Origin of the sequence: Kineococcus sp. GCM10028916 (assembly GCF_042674865.1) — a bacterium.
Classification (GTDB): domain Bacteria; phylum Actinomycetota; class Actinomycetes; order Actinomycetales; family Kineococcaceae; genus Kineococcus.
Window position 1 is genome coordinate 388,724 of record NZ_JBHTFM010000006.1, and the last position, 26,693, is coordinate 415,416.

Below are 26,693 nucleotides of genomic sequence, written 5' to 3' on the forward strand. Positions count from 1 at the left end.
GCCGTCAGCGCGTTCCGCGCGCGGCCGCGCCCGCCAGCCGGGCGATCCCCGCGTCGCGCAGCAGACGCACCGGCGACGCCGGGTTGAACGAGCGCGCCGCCTCGGTCAGGGCCGCCAGCGCCGCGGGTTCCAGCCGGACCTGCGCGGCCTCGACGTTGAACTCCAGCTGCTCGACGCTGGAGGCCCCCGGGATGACGACCACCCGGGGCTGGGCCACCAGCCACGCCAGCGCCGCCTGGGCCGGGCGGACCCCGTGCCCGGCCGCGACCTCGCGCAGGGTGTCGAGCAGCGGCTGGGCGCGCCGCAGGTTGTCGACCGCGAACAGCGGGTTCGCCGCCCGGACCCCACCGGGGCGGTTCGCCTCGGAGTACCTCCCACCCAGCAGCCCCTGCGCCAGCGGGCTGTAGGCCATGACGATCCGGTCGTTCGCCGCGGCGAAGGGCACCAGGTCCTCCAGCGGCCCGGGGTGGGCCAGGGAGAACTGCACCTGGTTGCTGACCACCGGGACGCCGAGCGCCCGGTCCGCCTGCCGCCAGCGCGCGAGGGAGTAGTTCGAGACCCCCACGGCGCCGATGCGTCCTTCGGCCAGCAAGCGCTGCAGGCCGGGCATGACGACGGTGTCCGGGAAGACCGGGTTCGCCTGGTGCACCTGGTAGAGCGGGATCCGGTCGAGACCGAGACGGCGCGCGCTCGCCACCGCCCGCTGGTGGACGACGGCGGGCAGCGGCAGGACCGGGAAGACCTTGCTCGCGACGACGACGTCGCGCCGGCGCCCCCCGAGCGCCTCACCCAGGATCCGTTCGCTGCGCCCGAAGGCGTAGACCTCGGCCGTGTCGAAGAGGGTCACCCCGAGTTCCAGGGCACGGCGCACGATCTCACCCGCGGGGCCGTCGGCGTACTGCGCGCCGTAGCCCCACTCCCGCGAACCGAACTGCCACGTGCCCAGCCCGACGCGCGAGACCGGGCCGAGCCCGGTGACCTCGAGGGTTTCCATGCCCGTCAGTCTCCGCCGCCGGGTGGCCCCCGCACCACCGGGGTGGCGGTCACCAGCCGCGGAGCACCAACCGCCGCTCGGAACCGGTGACGGCCAGCAGCGTCTCCGGGGCGACCCCGGTCATCCAGTCCACCAGCTCGGCCCCGTGCTCGGCGAACGCCCGGAGCAGGACCTCGTGCTCCAGCAACCGACCCGGCGAGTAGCGCGCCCAGCGGGTCACGAACCGTCCCTCGAACACGCCGTAGCGCGCCCCGTCCCGGACGCCCACGACGTAGGCCGCGAGTTCGCCGTCGAGGCGCAGGACCGCGAGTTCACGCCGGCCGAGGTCGCCCAGCGCGGCCAGCCGGTGCCGCCAGGTGTCGCGTCCGGACGGGGTGTCCAGCGCGCACACGAGACCGTGCGCCGCGTCGCGGTCGCGGTAGGCCGCCTCGAGGTCGGGCAGCGTCGCCTCGAACGTCGCCGCGTCGTCGGAGAACTCGAACTCGAGGTGCACCCCGTCGTGGACGATGCGGTTGTGCGTCTTGCGCAGGTTCTTGCGCATCCCCCCGCTCACCAGCGGGGCGTCGTCCTGCGGGCGCCGCACGAAGGGCACCGGGTCCAGGTCGAGCAGCCGGGCCCCGGCCCCGGCGGCCAGGGCGTGCACGCGCGGGTCGTCGGGCAGTTCGGCCAGGTGCAGTTCGCTCCCCCGCAGTCGCGCGTGCTCCGCCAGGACCACCCCGAGCCGGTCGGCGACCTCCGGGGACGTGGCCGGGAAGGACGCGGCGTACCCACCGCCTCCCGCGAGGAGTTCGCTGACCCGGCCGCTGTCGTGCACGCGGTCGACGACGACGACGGCCGCCTCGTCCTGCCCCTGCCGGACGTGCACGGCCCAGACGGCGGCGGGCGGCGCGACGTCGAGGACCCTGCGCAACCAGGCCGTGGTGGCCGTGGCGGGAGTTCCCGGACCGCCGTGCAGGTCGTGGGAACGCACCAGGTGCGCGGCCACCTCGGCCCGGCCCTCCAGCACGGTGTGGTCGAGTGCGAGCCGACGCACCGACGACGTGGTCACGAGGGACCTCCAGGAGAAGCGGTCAGGACGGGCGTGGTGAGCGGGCGGTTCGCCACCGCGCTCGGGTCGTGCTCGGTCAGCCACCGTTCGAGTTCGTGCGCGGGGAGGGCCTTGGCGTAGAGCCAGCCCTGCAGGACGTCGCACCCGGCGGCCGCGAGTTCCCGGCTCGTCGCCTCGTCCTCGACGCCCTCGGCCACCAGCCGCAGGCCGAGGGAGTGCGCGAGCATGATCGTCGACTGCACGATCGCGAGCGCCCGGGTGTCCGCCATGAGGTCGGTGAGGAAGGACTTGTCGAGCTTGAGGTCGTCGATGGGCAGTTCGCGCAGGTAGGCCAGCGAGGAGTACCCGGTGCCGTAGTCGTCGACGGCGATCCGGATGCCTCTGGCGCGCAGCCCTTCGAGGATCCCCTGGGCCCGTTCCCGGTCCACCATGAGGAAGTCCTCGGTGATCTCGATCTCCAGCAGTCTCGCCGGCAGCTGTCGTTCGGTCAGCATCTTCGAGACCCGATCGGGCAGGTCCTGGTCCCCCAGCGACGACGCGGAGAGGTTCACCGCGATCGCGAGGGGTCTTCCGGCCCGCCACCACGCGGCGGCCTGGTCGAGGGCCTGCTCGAGCACGGCGCGGGTCAGGTCCTCCATCAGTCCCGCGGTCTCCACGACCGGCAGGAACGCGTCCGGCATCAGCAGGCCGCGCCGCGGGTGCTGCCAGCGGACGAGCGCCTCGACGCTGTCCACGGCGCCCGTGGCGACGTCGACCTTCGGCTGGTAGTGCAGGAGGAGACGGCGCGCGGCGATGTCGGCGCGGAGGAGTTCCGCGGTCTCCAACCGCTCCCCCGACGCGAACTCGTCGACGTCGACGGTGTAGGCGAACGTGCCGAGGTGGCGGGTCTTCGCGTGGTACATCGCGACGTCGGCCTGGCGCAGCAGGGTGGGGAGTTCCGCGGAACCCACCGGCAGGACGGAGATCCCGATGCTCGTGCGGGCCCGGACCTGCACCCCTTCGAGGGTGTACGCCTGCATCAGCGACTCGTGGATGGCGTCGGCCAGTTCCTGGGCGGGCGCGAACCCGGCCCCGATCCGGGCGATGGCGAACTCGTCACCGCCCAGGCGGGCGACGACGGTGTCCGGGGCGTCGGCGACCTCGCGCAGGCGCCGGGCGACGTCGCGCAGCAGGGAGTCGCCGGCCTGGTGACCCAGGCTGTCGTTGACCTCCTTGAAACCGTCGAGGTCGAGCAGCAGCAGGGCCACGGGCGTGTCGGGTCCGGCCGCGGCCAGGAGTTCCGGCGTGCGCCGGTACAGGGCCCGGCGGTTGCCGAGGCCGGTGAGTTCGTCCGTCATCGCCAGTTCGCGGTGCTCGGCGAGGCGGGTGACCTCGCGGAAGGTGAAGAGCAGCCGGCCCAGCGCGCTGAGGACGACGGCGGCGGCGAGGGCGACCGCGACCGGGTGCAGGGGGTGCAGGTGGTCGACGACGAACACGGCGAGGGCGACGAGCGTCGAGAGGACCGGGATCGAGAGCAGCGCCCACCCGGGCAGTCGCGGACCGCTGGGCGCGGAGGGCCAGCCGGGGGTGAAACCCATGAGGACGACGCCGAGGACCCAGACCCCGTCGGTGGGACCGCCGGAGGTGTAGGTGCCCTGGGCGGTCTCGAACAGGTAGGCGAGGTCGGCGACGACGAACACGACGAGCCCCGCCGCCAGCAACCACAACCCCTTGGGCGGGCGCCAGCCGTAGAGGGAGAGGACCGCGGCGAGGACGAGGAGCAGGACCAGGTCGAGCGCGGGGTAGGCCGACGTCGTCGCGACCGCCGCCCACGAACCGGACGCCGAGACGATCGGCCCGATCACCGCGGCCGCGGCGACGGCGCCGACCGCGAGACCGCCGACGACACCGTCCAGCCAGAGGCTGCGGGCGTGGCGCGCGTCCCGGCGCTGGGCGAGCAGGATGAGCGAGACGAAGATCGAGGGGTAGAACAGCAGGAACCCCACGTCGGCCCCGGAGGGGTAGGGCTGGTCGGGCAGGGGACGGACGAAGATCGTCCAGAACACGTTGCCGGAACCGTAGACCGCCAGGGCCGCGCTCAGCAGGTACCCGCCCCGACGCGGCCCGGCGATCTGCAGGGTGCGCAGGAGGCAGAGCGCCGCCGCCGACTCGTAGGCGAGGTTGTTCAGCAGCCCGTCGAGCAGGAACGAGTACCCCTCGTGGGGTCGGACCCCCGGGATCGTCGAGAGGGCGAAGACGAGGGGTGGGCTGAGCAGCACGGCGTGCAACGGCAGCGACCAACGCGTCAGCGTGGGCCGGGTCTGCCCGCGTCGAACGAACACGAGGTCCTCCTGGGGTCACAGGAGTTGTCGGTGCCCCGGGCCCCCACCTCGACCCGCCGAACGGGTGCCTTGCTGCACAGGTGTCAGCCCAGCGCGCAGAACGCGGCGCCCACGAGGACCACCACGACCCCACCCGACTGGACGCCGCTCAGTCGCTCGCCGTGGAACCGGCGCGCCAGCAGCAGGGTCACGGCCGGGTAGAGCGAGGCCAGGACCGCGACGACGCTGACCAGTCCGCTGCTGGAGGCCACCGCGTAGGCGGCCGTCGCGGCGAGGTCGAGGACCCCGAGGCCCAGCAGCGGTGGCAGGTCGCCCCGGACGACCGGCGGCGACTGCCGTCGCTTCGCCAGCGCCACCGCGAGGACCACGACGACCGAGGAGAGCCGCATGCCGAGCAGGGAACCCGGCACGGAGACCTCGCTCCCCCGGGCCAGGGCGTAGATCTCGACGCCGAAGAGGACCGCGGCGATCAGGGCGAGGGTGATCGCCCGGCCCTGCCCCTCCTTCGCGGCCGTGACGTCCGGTCCGGCGGTGGCGACGACGCCGAGGACCGCGAGCGCCGCCCCCAGCACCTGCAGCGTCGCGGGTCGTTCACCGCCGGCCACCGAGATGACGAAGGGGACGAGCATGCCGCAGGAGGCGATCGGGGCGACGACGCCCATGGTCCCGATGGCGAGCGCCGTGTAGAGCGCGCCCATCGCCGCGGCCCACGTCACACCGGCCAGGACCGACCAGCCGATCCAGTTCCCGTCCGGGACGTGGGAGAGGTGTCCGCTCGCGGCGAGGACGACCAGCAGCACGAGCGCCGAGAGGACCTGGGAGACGGCGAGTACCTGGACGGCCCGCAGCCGTCGGCTGACGCTGCCCCCCAGGAAGTCCGACGTGCCCCACAGCACGCTGGCGAGGAGGGCGAGGACGGCGCTCACGAGGGACGGTTCTGCGGGAGGAGGTGCACGAGGGTGCTTCGTCAGCGCGGGGCGCGTCCTTGAGGACCTCCCTCGAGGGGGTGGCTGGCGCGCGCGGGGTCGGCCCCGGCGGAGGTGGACCGGGGGCTGGCGTGGTCCCCGAACCAGTCGACGACGAGGATCGTGGCGTCGTCCTCCAGCGTTCCGCCGGTCTGGCGCAGGACCGCGTCCGCCAGCGCGCGGACGGCCTCGCGCACGTGCAGGGGCGCGGCGGCCGCCACCTGGGCGCCCAGGTCCAGGTGTTCCGCGTTGCGCTCGAGCATGCCGTCGGTCAGCAGCACGATCCGGTCCCCGGGCCGCAGCGTCACCTCGCTCGCGCGGTAGCCGCTGCCCGGGAGGAGGCCGAAGGGGAGGTCCGCCGCGAGGCCCAGTTCGACCACCTCCCCGGCCCGCACGAGCAGGGGCTGGACGTGGCCGGCGTTGACCAGGCTGAGGACGCCCGTCCGCAGGTCGAGGCGTCCCAGCAGGCCCGTGACGAACCCCTCGGGCCCTCCCGGTCCGTCACCGTGGTGCTCGAGGAGCGCCGCGTCGGCCGCCTGCGCCATCTCGACCAGACCCGCCCCACCGCGCCGCGCGAGGCGCAACGCGTTGACGCACAGGGTGGCCGTCAGCGCCGCGCCCACCCCGTGGCCCATCGCGTCGGTCAGGCTGAGGTGGAGCACGTCGCGCGCCACGCTGTAGTCGAACGTGTCCCCGCCGACGCTGGCCGCCGGTTCGAGCCAGCCGGCCAGGCTGAACGAGGACGCCTCGCACGTCGAGGCGGCGGGGAGCAGCCGGCGCTGGATCTCGGCGGAGAGGGTGAACGGTGTGCTGCGCTGGCTCCACTCGAAGAGGTCGGTGTGCCGCCGGTTGGCGATGACGACGAAGGCCAGGGCGTGCGCCGTGGCCCGGACCTCCGCCACCGTCGAGGGGTCGGGCTCCCCGGGCAGGGTGAGCTGGAGCAGTCCGACGACCTCGCCCCGTTCGGTCACGGGGGCGTGGACCTGCCAGCGCTCCCGTTTCCCCTCCAGCGGCAGCACCCGGACCGTCTGGGTCCGGATCGCCTCGCTCGCCGGGGCGTGGGCCTGCAGCGGCAGCGGCGAGGACCCCTCCCGGGACGGGTCCCCCAGGCGGACGAGGGCCCGCCCGGTGAGGTCGCTCATGAGGAACGACACGTCGGTGGCGCCGAGGACCGCACCCAGCCGTTCGGTGACGGCCTCGACGGCGTCCACCGGTGCCGCGTCCTCGGCGGCGTCCAGCACCGCGCGCAACGCCCGTCCGGGCGTGTCCTCACTCACCCGGCCAACCTAACCGGGGCGGGGTCCGTCGACGCTGCCGACGAGCGTCCGTCACCGGTCCCGTCCTGACATGCTGGCGACGATTCCCTGGACGATTCCCTGGACGACGCCCCGGACGGGGCCGGAGGAAGAGGTGGGTCGTGACCGAGTCCTCCCCGACCGGGACCGGTGTCGCGTACGCGAGCGGTCCCGGACGCTGGATCCTGCTCACCACGATCCTCGGGTCGGGACTGGCCTCGCTGGACGCCAGCGTCGTCGGGGTCGCCCTGCCCACCATCGGGCGGGAACTGCACGTCGACCTCGCCGCGCTGCAGGGGGTCGTCAACGGCTACACCCTCACCCTCGCCGGTCTGCTGCTGCTCGGCGGTGGCCTCGGTGACCGCTTCGGGCGACGACGGGTGTTCCAGGTCGGTGTCGTGTGGTTCGCGCTGGCCTCGCTGCTGTGCGGGCTGGCCCCGGACGCGCCGGTCCTCGTCGCCGCCCGGGCGTTGCAGGGTGTGGGTGCCGCGTTGCTGACCCCGGGGAGCCTGGCCGTCCTGCACGCGGCGTTCCGCGCGGAGGACCGCTCCCGGGCCGTCGGGGCGTGGTCGGGTCTGGGGGGTGTCGCCGTCGCCGTCGGCCCCTTCCTGGGTGGCTGGATCCTCGGGGTGGGGTCCTGGCGCTGGCTGTTCCTCATCAACCTCCCCGTCGCGGTCGTCGTCGTGCTGGTGTCCTCCCGCCACGTGCCGGAGTCCCGGGCGCCGCACGGCGACGGGCGTCTCGACGTGCTCGGCGCGCTGACGATCACCGCCACCCTGGCCGCCCTCACCTACGGACTCGTCGAGGGTCCCGGCCGGGGGTGGTCCTCCGCCGCCGTCCTCGGGAGCCTGCTGGCCGCGGTGCTGCTGTTCGGGGCGTTCCTGCTGCGCGAGGCCCGGGCGCGGAACCCGTTGCTGCCGCTGGGGTTGTTCCGCCGACGGCAGTTCTCGGCGGTGAACGCGGTGACGTTCGTCGTCTACGCCGCGCTGGGCGGGACGTTCTTCCTGCTGCCCGTCGTGCTGCAGACCGCCGTCGGCTACAGCCCGCTCGCCGCCGGGACGTCCCTGCTGCCGGTGACCGTCGTCATGCTGCTGCTGTCGTCGCGGTCGGGGGCGCTCGCCGCGCGTCGTGGGCCCCGGCTGCAGTTGAGCGTGGGGCCGCTGATCGCCGGGGCCGGGTTGCTGCTGCTCACCCGCCTCGACGCCTCGGGGTCCTACCGACGCAAGTGCTCCCCGCGGTCCTGGTCTTCGGGCTGGGGCTGGCCGTCACCGTCGCCCCGCTGACCTCGACCGCGCTGGACGCCGCGCCGGACGCGCAGGCGGGGATCGCCTCCGCCACCAACACCGTCGTCGCCCGGACCGCGGGTCTCGTCGCCGTGGCGGTGCTCCCCGCCGCCGCCGGCATCAGCGGCGACGACTACCTGCGTCCGGCGGCCCTGCTCGGAGGTTTCCACGCGGCCGTCGTGATCGCCGCGATCGTCTGCGCCGCAGGGGGAGTGCTGGCCGCCCTGACGCTGCGCACCGGCACCGACCGGAGCGAGGCACCCGCCCCGCACGAGATGAGCTGCGCGCTCGACGCGCCGCCGCTGCGCCGAGGGGACTGACCGGGCGAGCCCCGGCGACGCGGCGGGTTCAGCCGAGGTGCTCGACGTGGGCCAGCAGGCGGCCCGCCTCGTCCACCCAACCCCGGGAGCGGGCGTAGCCGAGCATCCCGTCGAAACCCCGCTGCCATTCCTCCGACGCCGACGTCCCCGCGGCGAGGCGCAGGAACCCGGGTTCCACGGCGACCTGCCCCGCCGAGTGCCCGGTGCCGGCTCCGGCCGACTCCAGGGCCGCGACGACCGCCGCCATCGTCAACCCCGAGGCCTCGACGTGGAACCGGTCGAGCACCTCGACGTCCTCGACCGCGACGGACCCGTCGTCCCCGACCCGGACGATCATCTCGTTCCTCCTCCTCGACGGGGCTCTCACCCCGGTGGACACGTCAACCGAGTGCGGCGCCGGCGGCGCGCAGTTCCTCCAGGGCGGTGGACGCGTGCGGCCACAACCCCCCGGCCTCGTCGGGCGCAGCGTCGGCCCACCGGGCGTACCCGAGCTTGAAGGCCATGACGCCCATCTCGGCGGCCAGGTGGGCGGCGGTCGAGGGAACTCCGCGCCCGACGAGGGCCTCCGTCATCGCCGCGGCCATCCCGACGCTCTTGAGCGCGTCCCGCTCCCGCAGTTCCGCGCTGGCCGCCACGGCGGCCTTCAGGCGGGGTCCGAGTTCGCGGTTCGCGGGGCCCATCTCGGCGCAGGCGCGTTCGAGACCCGCGGCGACGGCCGCCAGCGGGGCGGCCTCGACGGGTGCCGTGGTGATCCCGTCGGCCAGCAGGCCGCTCAGCGTCTCCTGCCCCGCGACGAGGAGTTCCCGCTTGTCCGGGAAGTGGCGGAAGAAGGTGCTCTTGGTGACCCCGGCCCGGTCGGCGATCTGCGCGACCGTCGTGGCGTCGTAGCCCTGCTCGACGAACAGGTCCACGGCCGCGACGACGAGGCGTTCGCGAGCGCCGGGTTCCCATCGAGCCATGACGACATCATAGGTGACGGGACTTTTGTCCCATCAGGCTGTACGGTGATGAGACAAGAGTCCCATCACTCGAGAGGCCCTCCCGTGCGCGTCTTCCTCACCGGCGGAACCGGAACGATCGGATCGGCCGTCACGGCCGAGCTGCTGGCCCACGGTCACACCGTCCTCGCCCTCGCCCGTTCCGAGGACTCCGCCCGCGCCCTCACGGCCGCGGGCACCGAACCCCTGCGCGGCTCGCTGAGCGACCTCGACGTCCTGCGCGCCGGGGCGGCGGCGAGCGACGGGGTGATCCAGCTCGCCTTCAGCCGCGACTACTCCACCGCCGACTCCGTCGTCGCCGGGGTCGCCGAGGAGACCGCCGCGCTGACCACGCTCGGCGAGGCGCTCGTCGGGAGCGACCGTCCCCTCGTCACGGTCTCGGGAACCCCGTGGATCCCGGGACGGGCGTCCACGGAGGCCGACCCGCTGCCCACCGAGGGCCCGGTCGGCGGTCGCGGCGCGACCGTCACGGCGATCCTGCGCCTCGCCGAGCGTGGGGTGCGGGCCAGCGCCGTGCGGATGCCGCGCACGGTCCACGACCAGGGCCGGGGCGGCTTCGCCGGGATGCTCACCGACGCGGCCCGCCGCACCGGGGTGGCCGGCTACCCCGGCGACGGGACCCAGCGCTGGCCGGCCGTCCACGCGGGCGACGCCGCGTCGCTGTTCCGGCTGGCCCTGGAGGACGCACCGGGCGGAACCGCCTGGCACGCCGTCGCCGACGAGGGTGACGCGGTGCGCGACATCGCGGCCGTGATCGGTCGCCGCCTCGGCCTGCCCGTCGCCGCGGTGCCGGAGGAGACGTTCGGTCCGTTCGGCCCGATCTTCGCGATGGACCAGCCCGCCTCGAGCGCCGCCACCCGCGCAGGGCTCGGCTGGGAACCGGTGCACCCGAGCCTGCTCGCGGACCTGGAGAACCTCGAACCCTGAAGGCTCAGGCCGGGGGCAGGACGCCCGCCGCGCGGTAGCGGTCGACCAGGCGCAGCAGCGCCCGCTCGGTGCTGACGTATCCGGTGAACCCGGCGAGCCGGCTGCGGGTCATGTCGGCCAGCACCTCGACGTCACGGCCGAGGTCGCTGTCGCTGTGCCACCAGGACGCCACCTTGGGCAGGTCGGGTTCGACCAGGCCGTGCTCGGCGACGAGCCCGTCCCACACCGGTTCCGCGTCGGCCATCTGCTGCTCCAACGGCAGCGGCGTCTCCTCCGGCCCGGCCGGTTCGACCCCCAGGTGGGCGGCGAGCCGGGGCCAGAGGCGACGCCACCGGATGACGTCGCCGTTGACGACGTTGAACGCGGTGTCCGCCACCTCGGGGGTGGTGGCGGCCCAGAGCTGGTGGTCGGCCAGCTGGTCGGCGTCGGTGATGTCCACGACGCCGTTCCACTGGGTGAGCGAACCGGGGAAGGTGAACTTCCCCCCGCTCGCCCGCACGATCGCGCCGTAGGCCCCGAGGGTGGGCACCAGGTTCATGGCGTTGCCGACGGCGAAACCCACGACGGTGTGCGCGCGGTGGACGGACCAGCCGAAACCGTGACGCGCCGCGGCGGCGAAGAGCTCGTCCTCCTGCGCGTAGTAGAAGTTCTCCACGGGCAGGCGTTCGGCGTCCTCGAGGAAGGGGGTGTCGGGCAGGTCGCCCTGCCCGTAGGCCTCGAACGGGCCGAGGTAGTGCTTGAGCCCGGTCACGAGGGCGACGTGGCGCACCGAGCCCTGCGGGCCGAGCACCGCGAGCAGGTCGCGGACCATGGCCCCGTTGACCCGGACGTTCTCGGCCTCGGTGTCCTGGCGCGCCCACGCCGTGATGAACACGTGGGTCGGGGCCAGCCCGGCGAGCTTCTCCTCCAGATCGCCGCGGGAGAACAGGTCCGCGGCGACGTGCTCGACCCCGTCGACGGTGGGCGGGCGTCGCGACAGGCCCGAGGTGCGCCAGCCGGAGGCGACGAGGCGTTCGGCCAGTGCTCCGCCGGTGATCCCGGTCGCCCCGACGACGAGGGCGTGGGCACCGGGCGGTGGGGTGCGGACCGGGACGGGCGCCCGGTCGGGCAGGGTTTCAGGGGTCGACGACATGAGCACCACAGTACGCATGCCTGTCGCTATGCTGCCCATCGTGGCCGACGACGAACTCACCCCGCGACTCGCCGAGGTGCTCCGTTCGTCCCGGCTGAGCCGCGGGTTGAGCACCGCTGCGCTGGCCGAGGCCTCCGGCGTCTCCCGCGCCTCGATCGTGAAGCTCGAACGGGCCGAGTCACAACCGTCGGCGGCGCTGCTGGGACGCCTCTGCCCCCCGCTCGGGTTGACCCTGTCGGAGTTGTTCGCGCGCGTCGAACGACCGCGCGAGGACAGCGGCCGGTTGCTGCGCGCGGGCCAGGCGCCCGTCTGGACCGATCCCGCGTCGGGCTACCGCCGGGTCTCCCGGTCCCCGCTGGCGGGCGGACCGTTGCAGCTGACCGAGATCGAACTCCCGCCGGGCGCCTCGATCACCTACCCGGCCGACGCCTACCGCGACATCCACCAGCAGGTCTGGGTCCTGGCCGGTGACCTGGAACTCGTGGAGGACGGGCGGCGCCACGAACTCGGCGCCGGCGACTGCCTCGAACTGGGGCCGGCCGCCGACTGCACGTTCACCAACCGCCGCGACCGCGCGACCCGGTACCTGGTGGCCGTGGCCCGCCGCTGACACCACGCACGAGAGCCCCGGCCGGACGGCCGGGGCTCTCACGTTCAGCTGAGCGGAGTTCTCACTCGCCGATCTTGCCGTCGGCGGCTTCCTGGGCCTTGTCGACCTGCTCGGCGTGCTTGCCGCCGGTCTTCTCGTCGGCCGCGTCCCCCGCCTTGTCGATCGCGGCGTCGCTGGCCTTCTCGGTGATGTCGCCGAAGTCGGGCATGGTCACTCCTCTGGTCGTCGGGTGGAACTCAGGTCGAACTCTGCGCCCGCACCGCGGGCCCCGCCACTCGAAACGGAACCCTCAGGCGGGCGGGGCGTAGAACTGCAGGTCGTTGCCCTCGGTGTCCTTGAACGGCGCGATGCGACCCCAGTCGTGCTCGCTGATCCCCCCGGTGAAGCGGACGCCCTCGCCCATCAGGCGTGACACCTCCTCGTCGAGGGTTCCGTCCGGCTGGAACGTGATGACCGCCCCGCCGTCCGCGGTCGCGGAGGTGCCCTCCCGGGCGTTGAGACCGACCATGACGCCGTTGGCGTCGACCTCGCTCCAGTCCGGCCCGGTCGAGGTCACCGTCAGGCCGAGCACCTCGCCGTAGAAGTGCACCGCCCGGTCCATGTCGTCGACGGGAACCCACACGCTCGCCACACCAGTCGCCATCTCTGCTCCTCCGCAGTGGTCCCGTTCCTGAGAACGTCCCCAGGGACGCCCCGGCGTGCTGCTCCACCGGCGGCCGCCGGACGCGGCCAGAGCCACCTTGACCCCGCCCCCGCGACCCTGCACCCGGAAACGGCGGCGGAGCCCGTGTGCGAACCCCGCGCTGCGGGTAGAGGAACACCATGGCTCCTGACCAGCACACCCCGACCGACCCGACCACGCAGCACCCCGACAGCACCCCCGGGCAGAACATCACCCACCCCGGCACCACGTCGCAGATGACGCCCGCCCCGGACCACGGCGAGGACAGCTACGTCGGCACCGGCAAGCTCACCGGGCGGCGCGCGATCATCACCGGCGGCGACTCCGGCATCGGCCGCGCCGTCGCGATCGCCTACGCCCGCGAGGGTGCCGACGTCCTCATCGTCCACCTCCCCGAGGAACAGGAGGACGCCGACGCCACGGTGGCCCTCGTCGAGGCCGCCGGCCGTCGCGGGATCAGCGTGCCCGGCGACCTGCGCCACGAGGAGTTCTGCCGCAGCGTGATCGACCGCGCCGTCCAGGAGTTCGGTGGCCTCGACCTCCTCGTCAACAACGCCGCCTACCAGATGAGCGTCGAGGGCATCGAGGACCTCACCACGGAACAACTGCTGCGCACGTTCACGACGAACGTCTTCGCCACGTTCTGGTTGTGCAAGGCGGCGGTCCCGCACCTCGCCCCGGGGTCCGCCATCGTCAACACCGTCTCCGTCCAGGCCGACACCCCGTCCCCCGCGCTGCTCGACTACGCGATGACGAAGGCCGCCCTGGTGAACTTCACCCTGAACCTCGCCCAGGAACTCGGGGAGAAGGGCATCCGCGTCAACGCCGTCGCCCCCGGCCCGGTGTGGACCCCGCTCATCCCCGCGACCATGCCCGAGGACCAGGTCGAGGACTTCGGCACCCAGACCCCGCTGGGCCGGGCCGGACAGCCCGCGGAACTCGCCCCCGCCTACGTGTTCCTCGCCTCGCAGGAGTCCAGCTACAGCACGGGAGCCGTGATCCGCGTCGCCGGCGGGAACTGACGCGTCGTGCGGTGACCGCGTCCTGGTGGTCGTGATGGTCCTGATCGTCAGGACGCGGTACCGCTGCCGAGTTCCTCGACGTCGAAACGTCGCTGGACGATGTCGTCGGCGAGGTCGTCCAGCGTCGTCGACGTGGCGAAGGCGTGCGCCCGCAGGATCGAGAGGGCTTGTTCGCTGGTCACGGCGAGGCTGAGCCCCACCATCCCGGTGGCCACCCACACCTGTCGCCGGCGGATCGCCTCGGGGCTGTCGGACCAGTCCGCGTGGACCCCGGCCGCCTCCGGTTCGAAACCGGTCGGGTCCACGCCGCGCAGGTGCTGCAGCAGCACCGAGGTGACCAACGCCGCCACCACCTGCGCGTCGATCACGGTGGAACCGTCGAGCGTCCGCGACGACCGGGTGTAGAGGTCGAGGACCCCGAAACGGGAGGACCCCACCCGCAGCGGCACCGACAGGCCGCCGTGGAAGGACGTCCTCGCGAAGTGGTCCACGGCCAGCACCGGCCAGAGTTCCCGCCAGCGGTCCTCGGTGGCCACGACGGGTCGCCCGTCGCGCATCGCGAGGAAGCAGGGGCCGTCGCCGTGGGTGAACTGCAACCTCTCCGCCGTCGCGGCGGCGTCGTCGCTGGCCCCCAGCGGCACCCGGGTGTCGGGTTCCCCGTGCAGGCTGAGCCCCGCGGCGTCGAACGGCAGCAGCCGCGCGGTGATCCGGGCCAGGGCCGACGGCAGCAGGTCCGCGTCCAGGGTTTCCTGGGCGTCTCCCCACGCACCCCAGAAACGCTCGGCCAACGAGTTCATGCCCTGGTTCCCCGGTGCCGTCCGACCGCTGTCGGACCCGGTGTTCTCCGTTCGTGCACGGCGCAGCTCTCCTCGTCCTCGACCGTCCTGCCTTGCAGGGCACGGTAGGAGACGGATCGCAGACCTGCAGCCGGAAACCGGGACACGGTGCTGGAGCCCTGTGCAGGACCCGCACGGGCGCGGTACAACTCTCGGGTGTCGGACGAGCACCCCCTGCGTCATCGCGCCCTGGCCGTGCGTGGTCTCCTGGGCGACGTGTGGGGCAACGGGATGCCCGACACCCCGGACCCGTGGCTGACGATGACGACCGACGGGATCGCCTGCGACGACCTGGTGGGACGCGAGCACGGCTACGTCGTGCTCGGCGACGGCCTGCCCCTGGCGACGCTGGCGGCCCTGCTGCGGGCCCACCCCGATCCGGTGGCCGCCCGCGCCGCTCTCCCCCCGGCGCTGCGGGACCGCCTGGAGGTCGCTGGTTGACGGGGACCACTGGTGCCAGACTGGCCCCCCGAAGGGGGCCAGCGACCGACCGGTGAGGTGGAGATGAGCGGAGAACGCCAGGATCTCGACGAGGACCAGGTGCGCCTGCTGAGCCGGTTCGACGGCGCGAGCGCCGCCGAGGTCGCCGAGCGCCTCGGGTGCAGCCTCTCCGAGCTCGCCGAGCGGCTGGTGGCCATCCGCAGCGCCCTGGGCGTGGACAGCACGGCGGCCGCCGTGCAGGCCGTGCGGGCCCGCGGCCTCATCTGAGCTGTCCGGGCCTCAGACCGCGGGGAAGTCCGCGGTCGCCTCGGGGCCGTCGCTCCCCGCGGGGTAGGTCTCCAGCGGCACCTCGTCGGCCTTCCACGCCGCGATCACCGGGGCCAGGATGCGCCAGCAGTCCTCCGCGGTGTCACCGCGCACCGAGAGCAACGGGTCGCCGTCGAGCACGCCGGCCAGCACCTCCCCGTAGGCGGGGAGGTCGGAGTCCCCCAGGCGGGCGGTCAGCGTCGCCTCGTCGAGGTCGAACGGGTCCCCCGGGGCGTTGACGTTCAGGTCCAGGCTCACGGTGTCGGGTTTGAAACCGAGCCGGAGCCGGGTGGGGACCGGTGTGCCCAGCAGGCCGGCCATGAGGTGCGGGACGGGCTTGTAGGTGATGACCGCCTCCTTGCGGGCCCGGCCGAGGGCCTTGCCGGACCGCAGGCGGAAGGGGACCCCGGCCCAGCGCCAGGTGTCGACGAACAGGACGACCTCGGCCAGCGTCTCGGTCTGGCGGGCGGGGTCCACGCCCTGCTCGGCGGTGTAGTCGGGCAGGTCGCGGTCCCCGAGGCGACCCGCGGTGTACCGGGCCCGTCGACTGGCCTGCGCGGGAGGACCGGCCAGGCGGGTCGCCCGCAGCAGCTGCGCCTTCCGGTCGCGGAACTCCCGCTCGTCCAGCGCCGAGGGGGCGTCCATCGCCAGCATCGCGAGCACCTGCAGCAGGTGACTCTGGATCATGTCGATGAGGGCGCCCGCGTGGTCGTAGTACCCGGCGCGGCCCTCGAGCGCGAGGTCCTCGTCGTAGAACACGTCGACGCGTTCCACGTGGCCCGCGTTCCAGGTGGGTTCGAAGATCCGGTTCGCGAAGCGCACCCCGACGGTGCCGAGCACCGTGGAGGTGCCGAGGAAGTGGTCGACCCGGTGCACGTGCTCCTCCGGGACCAGCTGCGCGACGACCTGGTTGAGCTCGTGGGCCGAGGCCTCGTCGGAGCCGAAGGGCTTCTCCATCACCAGCCGGGTGCTGGCCGGGAGGTCCCGGCCGACGAGCCCCGCGCACGCCTTCGCCGTGATCGCGGGCGGGAGGGCGAAGTACACCGCGACCGGAGCGGCGCAGGAGCTCATCAGGGCCAGGAGGGCGTCGGGATCGGTGACGTCGACCTGCGCGTAGCGGCTGGTGTCGCGCACCGTCCGGGCGGCGTCCGCCGACTCCTCGCCCACGTCCAGGGCGTCACCGAAGGCCTTCGTCACCACCTCGCGCCACCGGTCGTCGTCCCAGTCCTCCGCGCCGGCGCCGACCAGTTCGAGCGAGGAGCCGTGACCGTGCGCGGGGTCCTCGTTGCGTCCGGAGACCAGGAGCCGGGCCAGGCCGGGCATCAGCAGCCGGGAGGCGAGGTCGCCGCTGGCCCCCAGGATGAGCAGCGTCGCGACGGGGTCCTGCCCGGAACGCCCGTCCTGAGCGGCTCCGGCCGCGCCGTGGCCGCCGCCGGCCCCCGCCGGGTCCTCGTTGCGGCTCTCGCTGCCGCCGGTGGCCGGGTGGTCGTCGTGCTGCTGGTCGCTGTGGTTGCTCACGCGCACACCCTGCCGAGGTTCCCCGTCCCGCGCGCGACGACCCGCCCGGGGGCTCAGCGCGGAACGGGCGGCGTGGCGGGAGGGGTTCGTCGTGGGCCGGCCTCGACCGGGCGCGGACTCCCCAGCGGGTGCAACCGGACGGCGACGAGGGCGACGTCGTCCTCGTGCTCGCCCGGCAGCATCCGCTCCAGCACCCCGTCGACGAGCTCGTCCAACGTGGCATCGGCCAGGTCCGCGACGGCCTCGCGCAGCAGCAGCAACCCCTCGTCGAGGGAACGGTCGCGGCGTTCGACGAGGCCGTCGGTGAACATCAGGATCGTCGACCCGCGGTCCACCGCGATGGCCGCGTCCACCCGCGGGGTCGAGGGGTCGATGCCGAGCAGCAGTTGCGGCGGCACCGAGGCCAGGGGGCTCACCGTGCCGTCCGGGGTGAGCAGCACGGGCGCCGGATGCCCGGCGTTCGACCAGCGGAACCGGGTGACGTCGCGGTGCCGCTCGTCCTCGCTCTGCTCCAGCCGGCCCACGACCACGGTGGCGGTCGTGTCGACCGCGAGGCCCGCCATGGCCGCGTCGAGCCCGGACAGGACCCCGGCGGGACTCGCGCCCGTCGTGTACGCGATGCCCCGCAGCAGCGAGCGGACCTGGCTCATCCCGGCAGCGGCGGTGATGTCGTGGCCCATCACGTCGCCGATCACCAGCACGGTGGAGCCGTCGGGCGTGAGGAAGGCGTCGTACCAGTCCCCGCCGACCTTGGCCGCGTGCGCGGCGGGCTGGTACCGCACCACGATCTGCAGGTGGTCCGGTTCGACCGGGGACGTCAAGAGGCTGCGCTGCAGCCCTTCCGCCATCCGGTGCTGCGCCTCGTAGAGCCGCGCGTTGTCCAGGGCCAACCCGGCCCGGTCGGCGATCTCGGTCGCCAGCAGCAGGTCCTCCGCACCGAGTTCGCCCCGCTCGACGCCGTGGAACAGCGTGATCAGCCCGACGGTGCGCCCGCGTGCCCGCAGCGGCACGCACTGGAACGACTCCGGCGCCAGGCGCCGGATCAGCTCCCGCGCCGGACTGTCCGCGGCCAGGACGCGCAGGATCTCGGCCGTCGCCCCCCGGGTGACGCCCGCCGGCCGCGCACTCCGCCAGACCCGGTAGAGGTAGGAGTCGAGGGCCAGCGCCGAGAGCCGGGTGTCGCGGTAGGCGAGGACGACGTCGCGCAGCGCCGGGTCCACGTGGTGGCAGCCGACGTCGCGCAGCCCGCCCTGCTCGTCCACCAGCGTCACCAGGCACCAGTCGGCGACCGCCGGGACGAGGTGCTGGGCCAGGCGGGCCACCGCCTCCTGGACGTCGAGGGTCGCCGTGAGGTCCTCGCTGACGGTCACGATCAGGCGCAGCCGCTCGGCCGCCGCGGCCGCCGCCGCGTGCGCGGCCTCGAGCTCCTTGCGGGCCCGCCGACCGGCGGTGACGTCGAGGAAGTAGACCGAGACGCCGTCCGGGTCCGGCCACGCGCGCACCTCGAACCAGGCGTCCAGCGGCGGCGGGTAGTACGCCTCGAAGGTCACCGGCTCACCGCTCGCCGCGACCCCGCGGTAGTGCGTCTCGAACGGCGAGCCCACCGCGTCGGGGAAGAGCTCCCACACGCTGGCACCGAGCATCTCCTGCCGCGGACGGCCCAGGACGCGCTCGGCCTCGGCGTTGACGTAGCTGAAGCGGAAGTCCCGGTCCAGGGAGAAGAACGCCGACGCCATCGACTCCAGCACGCGCGCGACCCGCGCGTCGTCGGTGCGGGCGGCGGTGGTGTCGTAGGCCGCGCCGAGGACCCGGACGCTGCGCCCGGCCTCGTCGGCCAGCGCCTGCCCCCGGGCCCGCACCCACCGGGTGCTGCCGTCGGGCCGCACGACCCGGTACTCGGCCTCGAAGGGCCCGCACTCCGCGACCGCCCGCTGCAGCGCGGCCCCGACCCGGGGCAGGTCGTCGGGGTGCAACCGCGCGTTGAACGCCTCGATGTCGCGGCCGAAGTCGTCGGCGGCGTACCCGAACATCTCCAGCAGCCGCTCGTCCCAGCGCAGCTCCCCGGTGACGAGGTCCCAGTCGAACGTGCCGATCCCGCCGGCGGCGACGGCGAGCTCCGAGCGCACCCGGGCGGCCTCGAGGTCGACCGCGAGCGCCGTGAGCTCGAGCTCGGTGACCGCGGCGGCGGCCAGGTCGCCCAGCACGGCGACGTCGGTCCCGCTCCAGTCCCGGGCCTGCGGGCCGAAGACGCACAGCGCGCCGACGACGTGGCCGTCCTGCCCGCGCATCGGGACCCCGAGGTAGGCGCGCACGGCGCCGGAGGTGACCGGCGGCAGCAGGGCGACGCGGTCGTCGGCCGTGGCGTCGGTGACCACGAGCGGCTCCCCCGCCGTCGCCGTGACGGTGCCCAGGGAGTCCACCAGGGCGCCCGCGCCGCGGCCCTGCGCGTCGAGATCCGCTGCGGCGGAGAGCGTCTGGACGTCGGAGCGGAGCGACACCCGGCCGGCCGGTGCGCCCAGCAGGCGCGCCGCGAGTTCGGCGAGCCGGTCCAGGGCCGGGTTCGCGGTCGTGGTCACCAGCCGTCGCGCCGACCGCAGGCGGGCGGTGTCGGCCTCGAGAGCGGCCAGCGCCCGTCCGTCCTCGTTCACCGACGTCGACCCCTCCACCTGACGGGCGGCGGACGCGCACCCTCCTCCCGATCGTCGCACGCGTCCTGCCCACCACGGACGGGTGGAGTGTGGAACGCTGGGGTGGCGGACGCCGGTCGAGCAGCGGCCGGGGGCTCCGCCGCAGGACGAGGTCGAACCGTGTCCCAGCACCCCCCGCACCGCCACCCCACGCACCCCCACCCCACGCACCCCCACCCCACGCATCCCCACCCCACCACCGACGACCCGCCGGGTGACCTGAGCGCGTTGCAGGTCGCCGCCGGGCGGATGCTCGTCCTCGGGTACTCGGGCACGGAGATCGCCACCCGGTTGCGCTGCGACCTCGACGAGGTGGTCGCGGTGGTGCGGTCGCTGCGGGCCCGCTACGACGTTCCCAGCACGGCGGAGGCGGTGCGGCGGGCGGTGGTCGGCCAGGACCTCTTCCGGCCCTGACCGCTCCGGGTCCGGCTAGTGCCCGGGACGTCCGGTGGCGTTCTCCACGACCTCCGTCGCGATGTCGCGCAGCTTGCGGTTCTGGTGCTGGGACTGGGTCGCCAGGTGGGTGAAGGCCTCCTCGGGCGTGCAGCCGAGGCGGCCGATGAGCACCCCCTTCGCCTGCTCGATGACCGCGCGGCTGTTCATGGCGGTCTGCAGGTTGATCGCGAGGTCGGCCGTCGAGGCGTAGAGCGCCGCGTTGGCCAGCGCGACGGCCGCGTAGCCGGCGAAGGCGGACGCCAGCTGCTCCGCCTCGGCGTCGAGGGGTTCGGCGCCGAAGTGGTAGATGTTGATGGCTCCCACCACCCGCTGCGGCATGGGGAGGCCGACGCTGAGGACGCTGCGGACCCCCCGGCGGGCGGCTACGGCGCAGAAGCCGGCGTAGAGCTCCCCGTCGGCGGTGTCGTCGATGCGCAGGTGCTGGCCGGTCTGGGCGGCGTCCAGGCACGGCCCGAACCCGTCGTCGTACTGCCGTTCGTCCAACGAGGCCGCCAGCGACCCCGTGAAGGCCACCGAGGTGGTCTTGTCCCCGTCCACCAGCGTCACCGAGACCTCGTCGGCTCCGGGGATGCACGCGACCACGAGGTCGGCGATCCGCCGCAGGACCACGCCCAGCGGCTGGCCCAGGACGATGGCGCCGAGTTCGGCGAAGGCCTCCTGGGGTTCCATCCGCGGTCGGGTGACGGACGTGACGTCCTCGCCCTGGTCGTCCGTGGTCACGGTGAACCTCCTGCTGCTCGCCCGCCGGCTGCAGACGGCGGGGTGGGACCACCACCCGGGGGCGGCGGCCGTGCGCCGGGGCTGCTGGTTGAACCCCTGTGACCGGGAGCCTCACCGGGAACGGCTCCGCGCTCACGCAGTGCGCCGAGCCTAGCCCTGCGGGGTCCGCGGCAGCGCTCGCCACCGGCGGCCGTCCGCGCTAGCGTGGCGCCCGGTCGAACAGTGGCTCAGGTGTCCAGGGTGGGGCACCGCCCGCACCGACCCCGGGAGCCACTCGTGGAGTTCTCCGTCCGCCGCCGCACGAGCGGCGCAGTGGGTGTCGTCGAGGTGGGCGGCGAGCTCGACGCCGAGACCGCCGACGCCTTCGAAGCGTGCACCCTCGCCCTCCTCGCCGAGGTCCGTCACGTCGTGGTCGACCTGCGGGACACGGCCTTCGTCGACTGCCGCGGCCTGTCCAGCCTGCTCTACCTGTCCCGCCTGGCGCGCACGGTCGGGGGCGGGTTCCGGACGACGGGGGCCCGGCCCGTCGTCCGCCTGCTCTTTGACACCCTCGGGGTGACCGGTCGGCTCGGGGCCGACGACGTCGACACGGTCGACACGGAGATCGATCTGCGGGCCCCGCTGCACGCGGTCGGCCGGTGAGCGCCCGCGCCGGGTCGGGCGAGCCGTCCCTCGTGGCCGCTCTCGCCGCGCTGGCCGGGATCGCGGCCGGCGACGTCGGGACCGAGGAGCTGCTGGCCCGCCTGGTCGGCATCACCGCGGAGCACCTGGCCGTCGACGGGGCCGGGGTCGTGATCACCGAGGGCGAGAACGTCCGGTTCGTGCAGGCCAGCGACCACGACCTCGAAGGTCCCGAGGTGCTGCAGCAGCTCCGGCAGGAGGGGCCCTGCCACGACGCCACGAACTTCGTGGTCGAGGTGGTCGTCGACGACCTGCGCGACCCCGTCCAGACGGCGTGGCCGGAGTACGTGGAGCGGACCGTGTCCGCGGGTTTCCTCTCCGTGGTGGCCGTCCCCCTGGTGAGCGACGGGCGGGTCTGGGGGGCTCTGGACCTCTACCGCCGCCGGCCCGGGACCTGGCAGCTCGAGGAGCTGCAGTGGGTCCGGCTGCTGGCCCACCTCGCGGCGTCCTACCTGGAGATCGCCGCCGACCGCGATGCCGCGCGCAGCGCCCAGCGGGAGCTGGCGCACGCCAGCACCCACGACGCGCTGACCGGGCTGCCGAACCGGGCCCTGCTCTTCGACCGGCTCGAGCACGCCCTGCACACCGCGCAGCGCCACCGCCGCGTCGTCGCGGTGATGTTCGTCGACCTCGACCGCTTCAAGGGCGTCAACGACACCTTCGGCCACGCGGCGGGCGACCTGGTGCTCGCGACCGTCGCGGCCCGGATGGGCGCCACCCTGCGCCAGGGCGACACGCTGGCCCGGCTCGCCGGTGACGAGTTCGTGCTGGTGTGCGAGGACCTGCCGCAGTCCGACGCCGTCGAGCTGCAGCAGAGCGTCGAGGCGGTCGTGGCACGGCTGCGTCAGGCCCTGGGGCGCTCCATTCCCGTCGGCGAGGTCGACCTCGTCGTCTCCGCCAGCATCGGCGTCGCCCTCAGCGACCAGCGCACCGACGCCGACGGGCTGCTGGCCGACGCCGACGGCGCCATGTACGTCGCCAAGCAGCACACTCCCGGACGGCTGGGCGAGTTCGCCCGCGAGACGGGGCCGAACGGGCAGCCGCTGCGTCCCCCGCTGCGTCTGCTGGAGCACCAGCTGGCCGAGGCCGAAGGCCTGCGGCAGCTGCGGATCCACTACCAACCGATCGTGGACGCCGCCGGCGCGCTGCACGCCGTGGAGGCGCTCGTGCGCTGGCAGCACCCCGTCCACGGTCTGCTGCCGGCGGCGGAGTTCATCGACCTGGCCACCCACAACGGGTCCATCGTGGGGATCGGGCGCTGGGTGATCGCCCAGACCTGCGCGCAGATGGCGCTCTGGCGGGAGCAGCTGGGCTCCGCGGCGCCGGCCACGGCCTACGTCAACGTCACCGCCCGCGAACTGGTCGACCCCCTGCTGGGCCCCACCATCGTCGCGGCCCTGGCCCGCCACGGCCTGGACCCCGGGCACCTGGGTCTGGAACTCCTCGAGAGCAGCTTCATCGACCCCCAGGTCCTCGTCGGCCTGCAGGAGCAACAGCGCCTCGGCCACCCGTTGTCCGTCGACGACTTCGGCACCGGGTACTCCTCGCTGTCCCGGCTGGTGGAACTCCCCGTGCGGCTCGCCAAGATCGACAAGTCGTTCGTCGCCGGGATCGCCACCGACCCGCGCCGCCGAGCGCTGGTCGCCGCCGTGGTCACCGTCGCCGCCAGCCTCGACCTGCGGGTGATCGCCGAAGGGGTGGAGAGCGAGGCCCAGGCGCTGGAGGTCGCCGCCGCCGGCTGCGACTACCTGCAGGGGTACTGGTGCGGGAAGCCGGAACCGGCCGAGGCCCTCACGGCGCGGTGGCTGAGCGCGACCGCCCGCCGCTGAGCGCGGGCGCGGACCGGCCGCGCACCCAGGCGGGCACGTCGGCCGGCGCCAGCGGTCGGCTGTGGAGGTACCCCTGCGTCTCGTCGATCCCGAGCGAGCGCAGGACCTCCAGCGTCGCCTCGTCCTCGACCCCCTCGGCGACGACCCGCAGGCCGAGGCGGTGCGCGAGTTCCACGGTGCCGGCCACGATCTGCCGCACTCGATCGTCACCGGAGAGCCGCACCGTGAAGGACCGGTCGAGCTTGACCTCCGTCGCCGGGAGGTCGACGAGGTAGGACAGCGACGAGTACCCCGTCCCGTAGTCGTCGATGCTCAGCCCGAAACCGCGGTGACGGATCTCCCGGGTCATCTCCACCGCCTGCTCGGGGTTGCTCATGAGCAGCGTCTCGGTGACCTCGAGGACGACGGCGGTCGGGTCCAGGCCCTCGGCGAGCAGCTCGTCGAGCAGGACGAGCAGACCCGGGTCGGCCAGCGAGCTCGCGGACAGGTTCACGGCCACCCGGACGTCGTTCGCCCCCACCGGGGACCAGCTCGTCCGTGGCCCCGTCGCCGCCGTCGCCTCCCGCAGCACGAACTCGGTGAGGTCGGCCATGTGGCCCCCGCGTTCGACGAGGTCGAGGAACGCGGCCGGCGCCAGCAGACCGAGGCGGGGGTGCTGCCAGCGCACGAGGGCCTCGACCCCGGCGACCGCTCCGGACGAGAGGTCGAGCTGCGGCTGGTAGTGCACCCGGAACTGCCGGCTCGCGTCCCCGGTGGCGAAGGCGCAGGACAGCTCGTCGGCCATCAGCGCCTCCTCGCGGCCGGCGCGGTCGATGGCGTCGTCGTAGAGGCGCACGACCTCGCCGGTCGACTTCGCCTGGTACATGGCGGCGTCGGCGCGGCGCAGCAGTTCGCCCCCGTCCGGCGTCCCCGCCGGGTCGTCGGCGCGGGTCGGGAGGGCGATCCCGACGCTCGCGGACACCTGACCGGTGCCCTCGACCCCACCGGCACCCTGCACGGCGGCCGCCAGCTCGTGCGCGAAGCGCACGGCACCCACCGCGTCCGCACCGGGCAGGAGCAGGGCGAACTCGTCCCCGCCCAGACGCGCCAGCACCGCGCCCGCAGGGACGACGGCCGCCAACCGGCCCGCCGTGCGCTGCAGCAGCCGGTCGCCGACGGCGTGACCGAACCGGTCGTTGACCTCCTTGAACCGGTCGAGGTCCAGGAGGTAGACGGCGACGTCGTCGCCGCCCTCCGCGGCGAGGTCCAGCTGCTGGCCGAAGGCGCGCCGGTTCGCCAGACCGGTGAGGTCGTCGGTGAGCGCGTCCTGCCGCGTCTGGGCCAACGTCGAGAGGTCCGAGACGAGCCGCACCACACGGGTGCTGACCCCGACCACGGCCAGCCCCCCGCAGATCACGGCGACGCCCGTGGACTGCGGGGGCAGCCGGGTGGCGAGCAGGATGATCGCCACGCTGGCCAGCAGCACGACGAACGTGCCGATGGTGAGCGACTGCGTCGTGGCCTCCTGGGGCCGTACCGGCCGCGCCCGCACCGTCGAGGCCCAGGCCACGACGACGCAGAACAGCCCCCACCCCGACGAGGACCACCCGCCGCGCAGGACACCGAACGCCGTCGCCACCTCCACCGCCATCAGGAACACGACGCCGAGGGCGATCACCCAGATCCGCGGGTCCCGGACCAGGCCGGCCATGACCGCGACGGTCAGGGTCGTCCCCAGCACGATGAACAGGGCCGAGGAACGGGCCACCGACATCTCGAGGACCCACCAGGGCAGTGTCCGCTCGTGACCTCCTGGGCGCCAGACGATCACGAGGTGGAGCAGCGCCGAGACGGCCAGACCGGCGCTGATCCCGTTCAACCAGTCACCCGGATCGGCGAGCCTCGTGCTGGTCCGGTTCCAGACGATGAGTCCCTGGTACACCAGCACGCAGGCGAGCAGGCAGGACGCGCTCAGCACGACGTCCCCCGGCAGCTCGAGGCCCGCCCGGCCGCTCGCCCCGGCCACGGCGCTCACCCCGAACTGCGCGACCGTCCCCGCCCACACCACGGCGGCGGCGCGGGCGAGCCACCGCCAGACCGTCCGTTCCTCCTCGGTCGTCCGCGCCTTCCGGCGCAGCACCGCGACGGCGAAGCTCACCCCGGCCAGGCGCGAGCCGGCGGAGGCGAGGTCACCCGGGACACCCGTCGCGGGGAGCAGGACGAGGACAGCGCTGACCAGCAGCACGGAGCGGAGCAGCACCGGGCGGCGGGCACCGGTGGCTCGCGGTGACGCGGACGGGCTGCTGGGGTGGCGCACGGGAACCTCACCGACTCGATCGTGATGATCCCCAGCCTGTTGGAGGAACCCTGGTGTCATCGGCGAACGACCTCGGCGGCTGCAGCGCCCGAACCGGTGACGTCGCGCGGGGCCCGCCCCGCTTGCCCTGCCCGCCCGCAGGTGGTGTTGTGACCTGGACAGCGATGTGTTGCCCCAAACCATGGTGGCGCGTCGGTCCGACGCGCACCACGGAGATCGGTCATGGCACTCGAGCAGTCCACGACGGCGGGCGAGACACGCACTCCCCGACCGGCCCACCGCAGCACCAGCACGTACACGGCGCTCGCGCAGCGCGTGCGCGAGGCGGGGCTCATGCGGCGCCGCCTCGGCTACTACTGGCGCCGCATCACCACCCTCGTCGTCGTGCTGGCCGTCCTGGCGACGTCCCTGCAGTTCATCGGCGACACCTGGTGGGTGCTGCTGCTCGCCCCGGTCGTGTCGCTGACGTTGAGCCAGGTCGCCTTCCTGGGCCACGACGCCGCGCACCAGCAGATCTTCAGCACCCCGAAGTGGAACGCCCTCGCCTCCCGGTGCCTGGCCAGCCTGCTCGGCGGGCTCAGCCACGGTTGGTGGCTGGGCAAGCACAACCTCCACCACGCGGCGCCGAACCAGATCGGGCGCGACACCGACATCAACTCCAAGGTCCTCGCGTTCCACCCGGAGGCGCTGGAGGGGATGGGCCGCACCCACCGCTGGCTGCTGACGCACCAGGGCTTCTGGTTCTTCCCGCTGCTGATGCTCGAGGGCTTCAACCTGCACGTCGACAGCGCCTCGGCCCTGTTGCGACGGGGCGCGATGAAGCGCACCCACGTCGACGTCCTGATGGTCCTGGGCCGGTGGGCGGTCTACGCCACGATCCTGCTGCTGGCGGTGTCCCCGGGGAAGGCCGCCGCCTTCGTCGCGATCGAGGTGTCCGTCTTCGGGGTCCTGCTGGGCGGGGCCTTCGCCCCCAACCACACGGGGATGCCGCTGCTGGCCCGGGGCGCGAAGCTCGACTTCCTGAACCGCCAGGTCCTGTCCTCGCGCAACGTGGGGGGCGGCCGCCTCGTCGACTTCTTCATGGGCGGGCTGAACCGCCAGGTCGAGCACCACCTCTTCCCGAGCATGCCGCGCCCGAACCTGCGCCTCGTGCAGCCCCTGGTGCGCGCGCACTGCGCCGAGGTCGGCATCCCCTACACCCAGACCAGCGTCACCGGCGCCTTCGCGGCCGTCGTCACGCACCTCAACACCGTGGGCCTCGCCGGGCGGCGGCAGAACTCCTGCCCGCTGGCGGCACAGCTGCGCAGCTGAGGCCGTGGGCCGCCG

Annotated in this window: 26 protein-coding genes; 11 read left to right on the top strand and 15 right to left on the bottom strand. The window is 74.0% G+C overall.

What is annotated here, in order from left to right; translation table 11 throughout:
• Positions 1–4 precede the first annotated feature (4 nt).
• From ACFQ46_RS09010 to ACFQ46_RS09030, 5 genes are all read right to left on the bottom strand, one after another.
• The gene (locus ACFQ46_RS09010) at positions 5–994 is read right to left on the bottom strand and encodes an aldo/keto reductase (protein WP_380259158.1); all 990 of its coding nucleotides are present in this window, start codon (positions 992–994) and stop codon (positions 5–7) included.
• 49 nt (positions 995–1,043) lie between these two features.
• Positions 1,044–2,042 (bottom strand): GNAT family N-acetyltransferase, encoded by a 999-nt coding sequence (locus ACFQ46_RS09015; protein ID WP_380259159.1) that lies wholly within the window; start codon positions 2,040–2,042, stop codon positions 1,044–1,046.
• Positions 2,039–4,363, bottom strand: a complete 2,325-nt coding sequence (locus ACFQ46_RS09020; RefSeq protein ID WP_380259160.1) for a putative bifunctional diguanylate cyclase/phosphodiesterase — start codon at positions 4,361–4,363, stop codon at positions 2,039–2,041. Before ACFQ46_RS09020 ends, ACFQ46_RS09015 begins: the two co-directional genes overlap by 4 nt.
• Positions 4,364–4,446: 83 nt before the next feature.
• Entirely contained in the window at positions 4,447–5,289 is an 843-nt protein-coding gene (locus ACFQ46_RS09025) for an EamA family transporter (RefSeq protein ID WP_380259161.1), read from the bottom strand.
• 41 nt (positions 5,290–5,330) lie between these two features.
• Positions 5,331–6,605, bottom strand: a complete 1,275-nt coding sequence (locus ACFQ46_RS09030; protein ID WP_380259162.1) for a PP2C family protein-serine/threonine phosphatase — start codon at positions 6,603–6,605, stop codon at positions 5,331–5,333.
• Positions 6,606–6,745: 140 nt separating this feature from the next.
• On the opposite strand from ACFQ46_RS09030, the gene ACFQ46_RS09035 reads away from it, so the two are divergent.
• Positions 6,746–7,906 carry a DHA2 family efflux MFS transporter permease subunit gene (locus ACFQ46_RS09035; RefSeq protein ID WP_380259163.1) on the top strand — a complete coding sequence of 387 codons (1,161 nt, stop codon included), beginning with the start codon at positions 6,746–6,748 and terminating at the stop codon, positions 7,904–7,906.
• Complete coding sequence (locus ACFQ46_RS09040) at positions 7,849–8,226, top strand: hypothetical protein (RefSeq protein WP_380259164.1); 378 nt, start codon at positions 7,849–7,851, stop codon at positions 8,224–8,226. The genes ACFQ46_RS09035 and ACFQ46_RS09040 overlap by 58 nt, the downstream gene beginning before the upstream one ends.
• A gap of 28 nt (positions 8,227–8,254) precedes the next feature.
• Here the strand turns inward: ACFQ46_RS09040 and ACFQ46_RS09045 are convergent, their stop codons facing one another.
• Both ACFQ46_RS09045 and ACFQ46_RS09050 read right to left on the bottom strand, forming a co-directional pair.
• A complete protein-coding gene (locus ACFQ46_RS09045; RefSeq protein ID WP_380259165.1) occupies positions 8,255–8,563 on the bottom strand; it encodes a hypothetical protein in 309 nt (102 codons plus the stop codon).
• A gap of 43 nt (positions 8,564–8,606) precedes the next feature.
• A complete protein-coding gene (locus ACFQ46_RS09050) occupies positions 8,607–9,185 on the bottom strand; it encodes a TetR/AcrR family transcriptional regulator (RefSeq protein ID WP_380259166.1) in 579 nt (192 codons plus the stop codon).
• Between the two features lie 84 nt (positions 9,186–9,269).
• Here ACFQ46_RS09050 and ACFQ46_RS09055 point away from each other — a divergent pair, with 84 nt between their 5' ends.
• On the top strand, positions 9,270–10,151 hold the full coding sequence (locus tag ACFQ46_RS09055) for an SDR family oxidoreductase (RefSeq protein ID WP_380259167.1): 882 nt from the start codon (positions 9,270–9,272) through the stop codon (positions 10,149–10,151).
• A 4-nt stretch (positions 10,152–10,155) separates the two neighbouring features.
• On the opposite strand, the gene ACFQ46_RS09060 is transcribed toward ACFQ46_RS09055, so the two are convergent.
• Positions 10,156–11,283, bottom strand: a complete 1,128-nt coding sequence (locus ACFQ46_RS09060; protein ID WP_380259168.1) for an NAD-dependent epimerase/dehydratase family protein — start codon at positions 11,281–11,283, stop codon at positions 10,156–10,158.
• A 16-nt stretch (positions 11,284–11,299) separates the two neighbouring features.
• On the opposite strand from ACFQ46_RS09060, the gene ACFQ46_RS09065 reads away from it, so the two are divergent.
• The gene (locus ACFQ46_RS09065; protein ID WP_380259169.1) at positions 11,300–11,893 is read left to right on the top strand and encodes a helix-turn-helix domain-containing protein; all 594 of its coding nucleotides are present in this window, start codon (positions 11,300–11,302) and stop codon (positions 11,891–11,893) included.
• A 61-nt stretch (positions 11,894–11,954) separates the two neighbouring features.
• Here the strand turns inward: ACFQ46_RS09065 and ACFQ46_RS09070 are convergent, their stop codons facing one another.
• Together ACFQ46_RS09070 and ACFQ46_RS09075 are read right to left on the bottom strand one after the other, a co-directional pair.
• Complete coding sequence (locus ACFQ46_RS09070) at positions 11,955–12,101, bottom strand: antitoxin (protein ID WP_328292689.1); 147 nt, start codon at positions 12,099–12,101, stop codon at positions 11,955–11,957.
• Between the two features lie 81 nt (positions 12,102–12,182).
• Positions 12,183–12,536 carry a VOC family protein gene (locus ACFQ46_RS09075; protein WP_380259170.1) on the bottom strand — a complete coding sequence of 118 codons (354 nt, stop codon included), beginning with the start codon at positions 12,534–12,536 and terminating at the stop codon, positions 12,183–12,185.
• A gap of 179 nt (positions 12,537–12,715) precedes the next feature.
• On the opposite strand from ACFQ46_RS09075, the gene ACFQ46_RS09080 reads away from it, so the two are divergent.
• On the top strand, positions 12,716–13,597 hold the full coding sequence (locus tag ACFQ46_RS09080) for an SDR family oxidoreductase (RefSeq protein WP_380259171.1): 882 nt from the start codon (positions 12,716–12,718) through the stop codon (positions 13,595–13,597).
• A 47-nt stretch (positions 13,598–13,644) separates the two neighbouring features.
• On the opposite strand, the gene ACFQ46_RS09085 is transcribed toward ACFQ46_RS09080, so the two are convergent.
• Entirely contained in the window at positions 13,645–14,394 is a 750-nt protein-coding gene (locus ACFQ46_RS09085; protein WP_380259172.1) for a GAF domain-containing protein, read from the bottom strand.
• Between the two features lie 195 nt (positions 14,395–14,589).
• Here ACFQ46_RS09085 and ACFQ46_RS09090 point away from each other — a divergent pair, with 195 nt between their 5' ends.
• Together ACFQ46_RS09090 and ACFQ46_RS09095 are read left to right on the top strand one after the other, a co-directional pair.
• Positions 14,590–14,874 carry a hypothetical protein gene (locus ACFQ46_RS09090; RefSeq protein WP_380259173.1) on the top strand — a complete coding sequence of 95 codons (285 nt, stop codon included), beginning with the start codon at positions 14,590–14,592 and terminating at the stop codon, positions 14,872–14,874.
• Between the two features lie 63 nt (positions 14,875–14,937).
• Positions 14,938–15,141 (top strand): hypothetical protein, encoded by a 204-nt coding sequence (locus ACFQ46_RS09095; RefSeq protein WP_380259174.1) that lies wholly within the window; start codon positions 14,938–14,940, stop codon positions 15,139–15,141.
• A 12-nt stretch (positions 15,142–15,153) separates the two neighbouring features.
• On the opposite strand, the gene ACFQ46_RS09100 is transcribed toward ACFQ46_RS09095, so the two are convergent.
• On the bottom strand, positions 15,154–16,698 hold the full coding sequence (locus ACFQ46_RS09100; protein ID WP_380259175.1) for a glucose-6-phosphate dehydrogenase: 1,545 nt from the start codon (positions 16,696–16,698) through the stop codon (positions 15,154–15,156).
• A 53-nt stretch (positions 16,699–16,751) separates the two neighbouring features.
• Positions 16,752–19,346, bottom strand: a complete 2,595-nt coding sequence (locus ACFQ46_RS09105; protein ID WP_380259176.1) for a SpoIIE family protein phosphatase — start codon at positions 19,344–19,346, stop codon at positions 16,752–16,754.
• A 159-nt stretch (positions 19,347–19,505) separates the two neighbouring features.
• Between ACFQ46_RS09105 and ACFQ46_RS09110 the strand changes: the two genes are divergently transcribed.
• The gene (locus ACFQ46_RS09110; protein WP_380259177.1) at positions 19,506–19,799 is read left to right on the top strand and encodes a hypothetical protein; all 294 of its coding nucleotides are present in this window, start codon (positions 19,506–19,508) and stop codon (positions 19,797–19,799) included.
• 15 nt (positions 19,800–19,814) lie between these two features.
• On the opposite strand, the gene ACFQ46_RS09115 is transcribed toward ACFQ46_RS09110, so the two are convergent.
• On the bottom strand, positions 19,815–20,561 hold the full coding sequence (locus ACFQ46_RS09115; RefSeq protein WP_380259178.1) for a GAF and ANTAR domain-containing protein: 747 nt from the start codon (positions 20,559–20,561) through the stop codon (positions 19,815–19,817).
• Positions 20,562–20,837: 276 nt separating this feature from the next.
• Here ACFQ46_RS09115 and ACFQ46_RS09120 point away from each other — a divergent pair, with 276 nt between their 5' ends.
• Both ACFQ46_RS09120 and ACFQ46_RS09125 read left to right on the top strand, forming a co-directional pair.
• A complete protein-coding gene (locus ACFQ46_RS09120; protein WP_380259179.1) occupies positions 20,838–21,203 on the top strand; it encodes an STAS domain-containing protein in 366 nt (121 codons plus the stop codon).
• The gene (locus ACFQ46_RS09125) at positions 21,200–23,071 is read left to right on the top strand and encodes a putative bifunctional diguanylate cyclase/phosphodiesterase (protein WP_380259180.1); all 1,872 of its coding nucleotides are present in this window, start codon (positions 21,200–21,202) and stop codon (positions 23,069–23,071) included. The genes ACFQ46_RS09120 and ACFQ46_RS09125 overlap by 4 nt, the downstream gene beginning before the upstream one ends.
• On the opposite strand, the gene ACFQ46_RS09130 is transcribed toward ACFQ46_RS09125, so the two are convergent.
• Positions 23,034–25,310, bottom strand: a complete 2,277-nt coding sequence (locus ACFQ46_RS09130) for a putative bifunctional diguanylate cyclase/phosphodiesterase (RefSeq protein WP_380259181.1) — start codon at positions 25,308–25,310, stop codon at positions 23,034–23,036. The genes ACFQ46_RS09125 and ACFQ46_RS09130 overlap by 38 nt on opposite strands.
• Before the next feature lie 279 nt (positions 25,311–25,589).
• Between ACFQ46_RS09130 and ACFQ46_RS09135 the strand changes: the two genes are divergently transcribed.
• The gene (locus ACFQ46_RS09135) at positions 25,590–26,678 is read left to right on the top strand and encodes a fatty acid desaturase family protein (RefSeq protein ID WP_380259182.1); all 1,089 of its coding nucleotides are present in this window, start codon (positions 25,590–25,592) and stop codon (positions 26,676–26,678) included.
• The last annotated feature ends 15 nt before the right edge of the window (positions 26,679–26,693 follow it).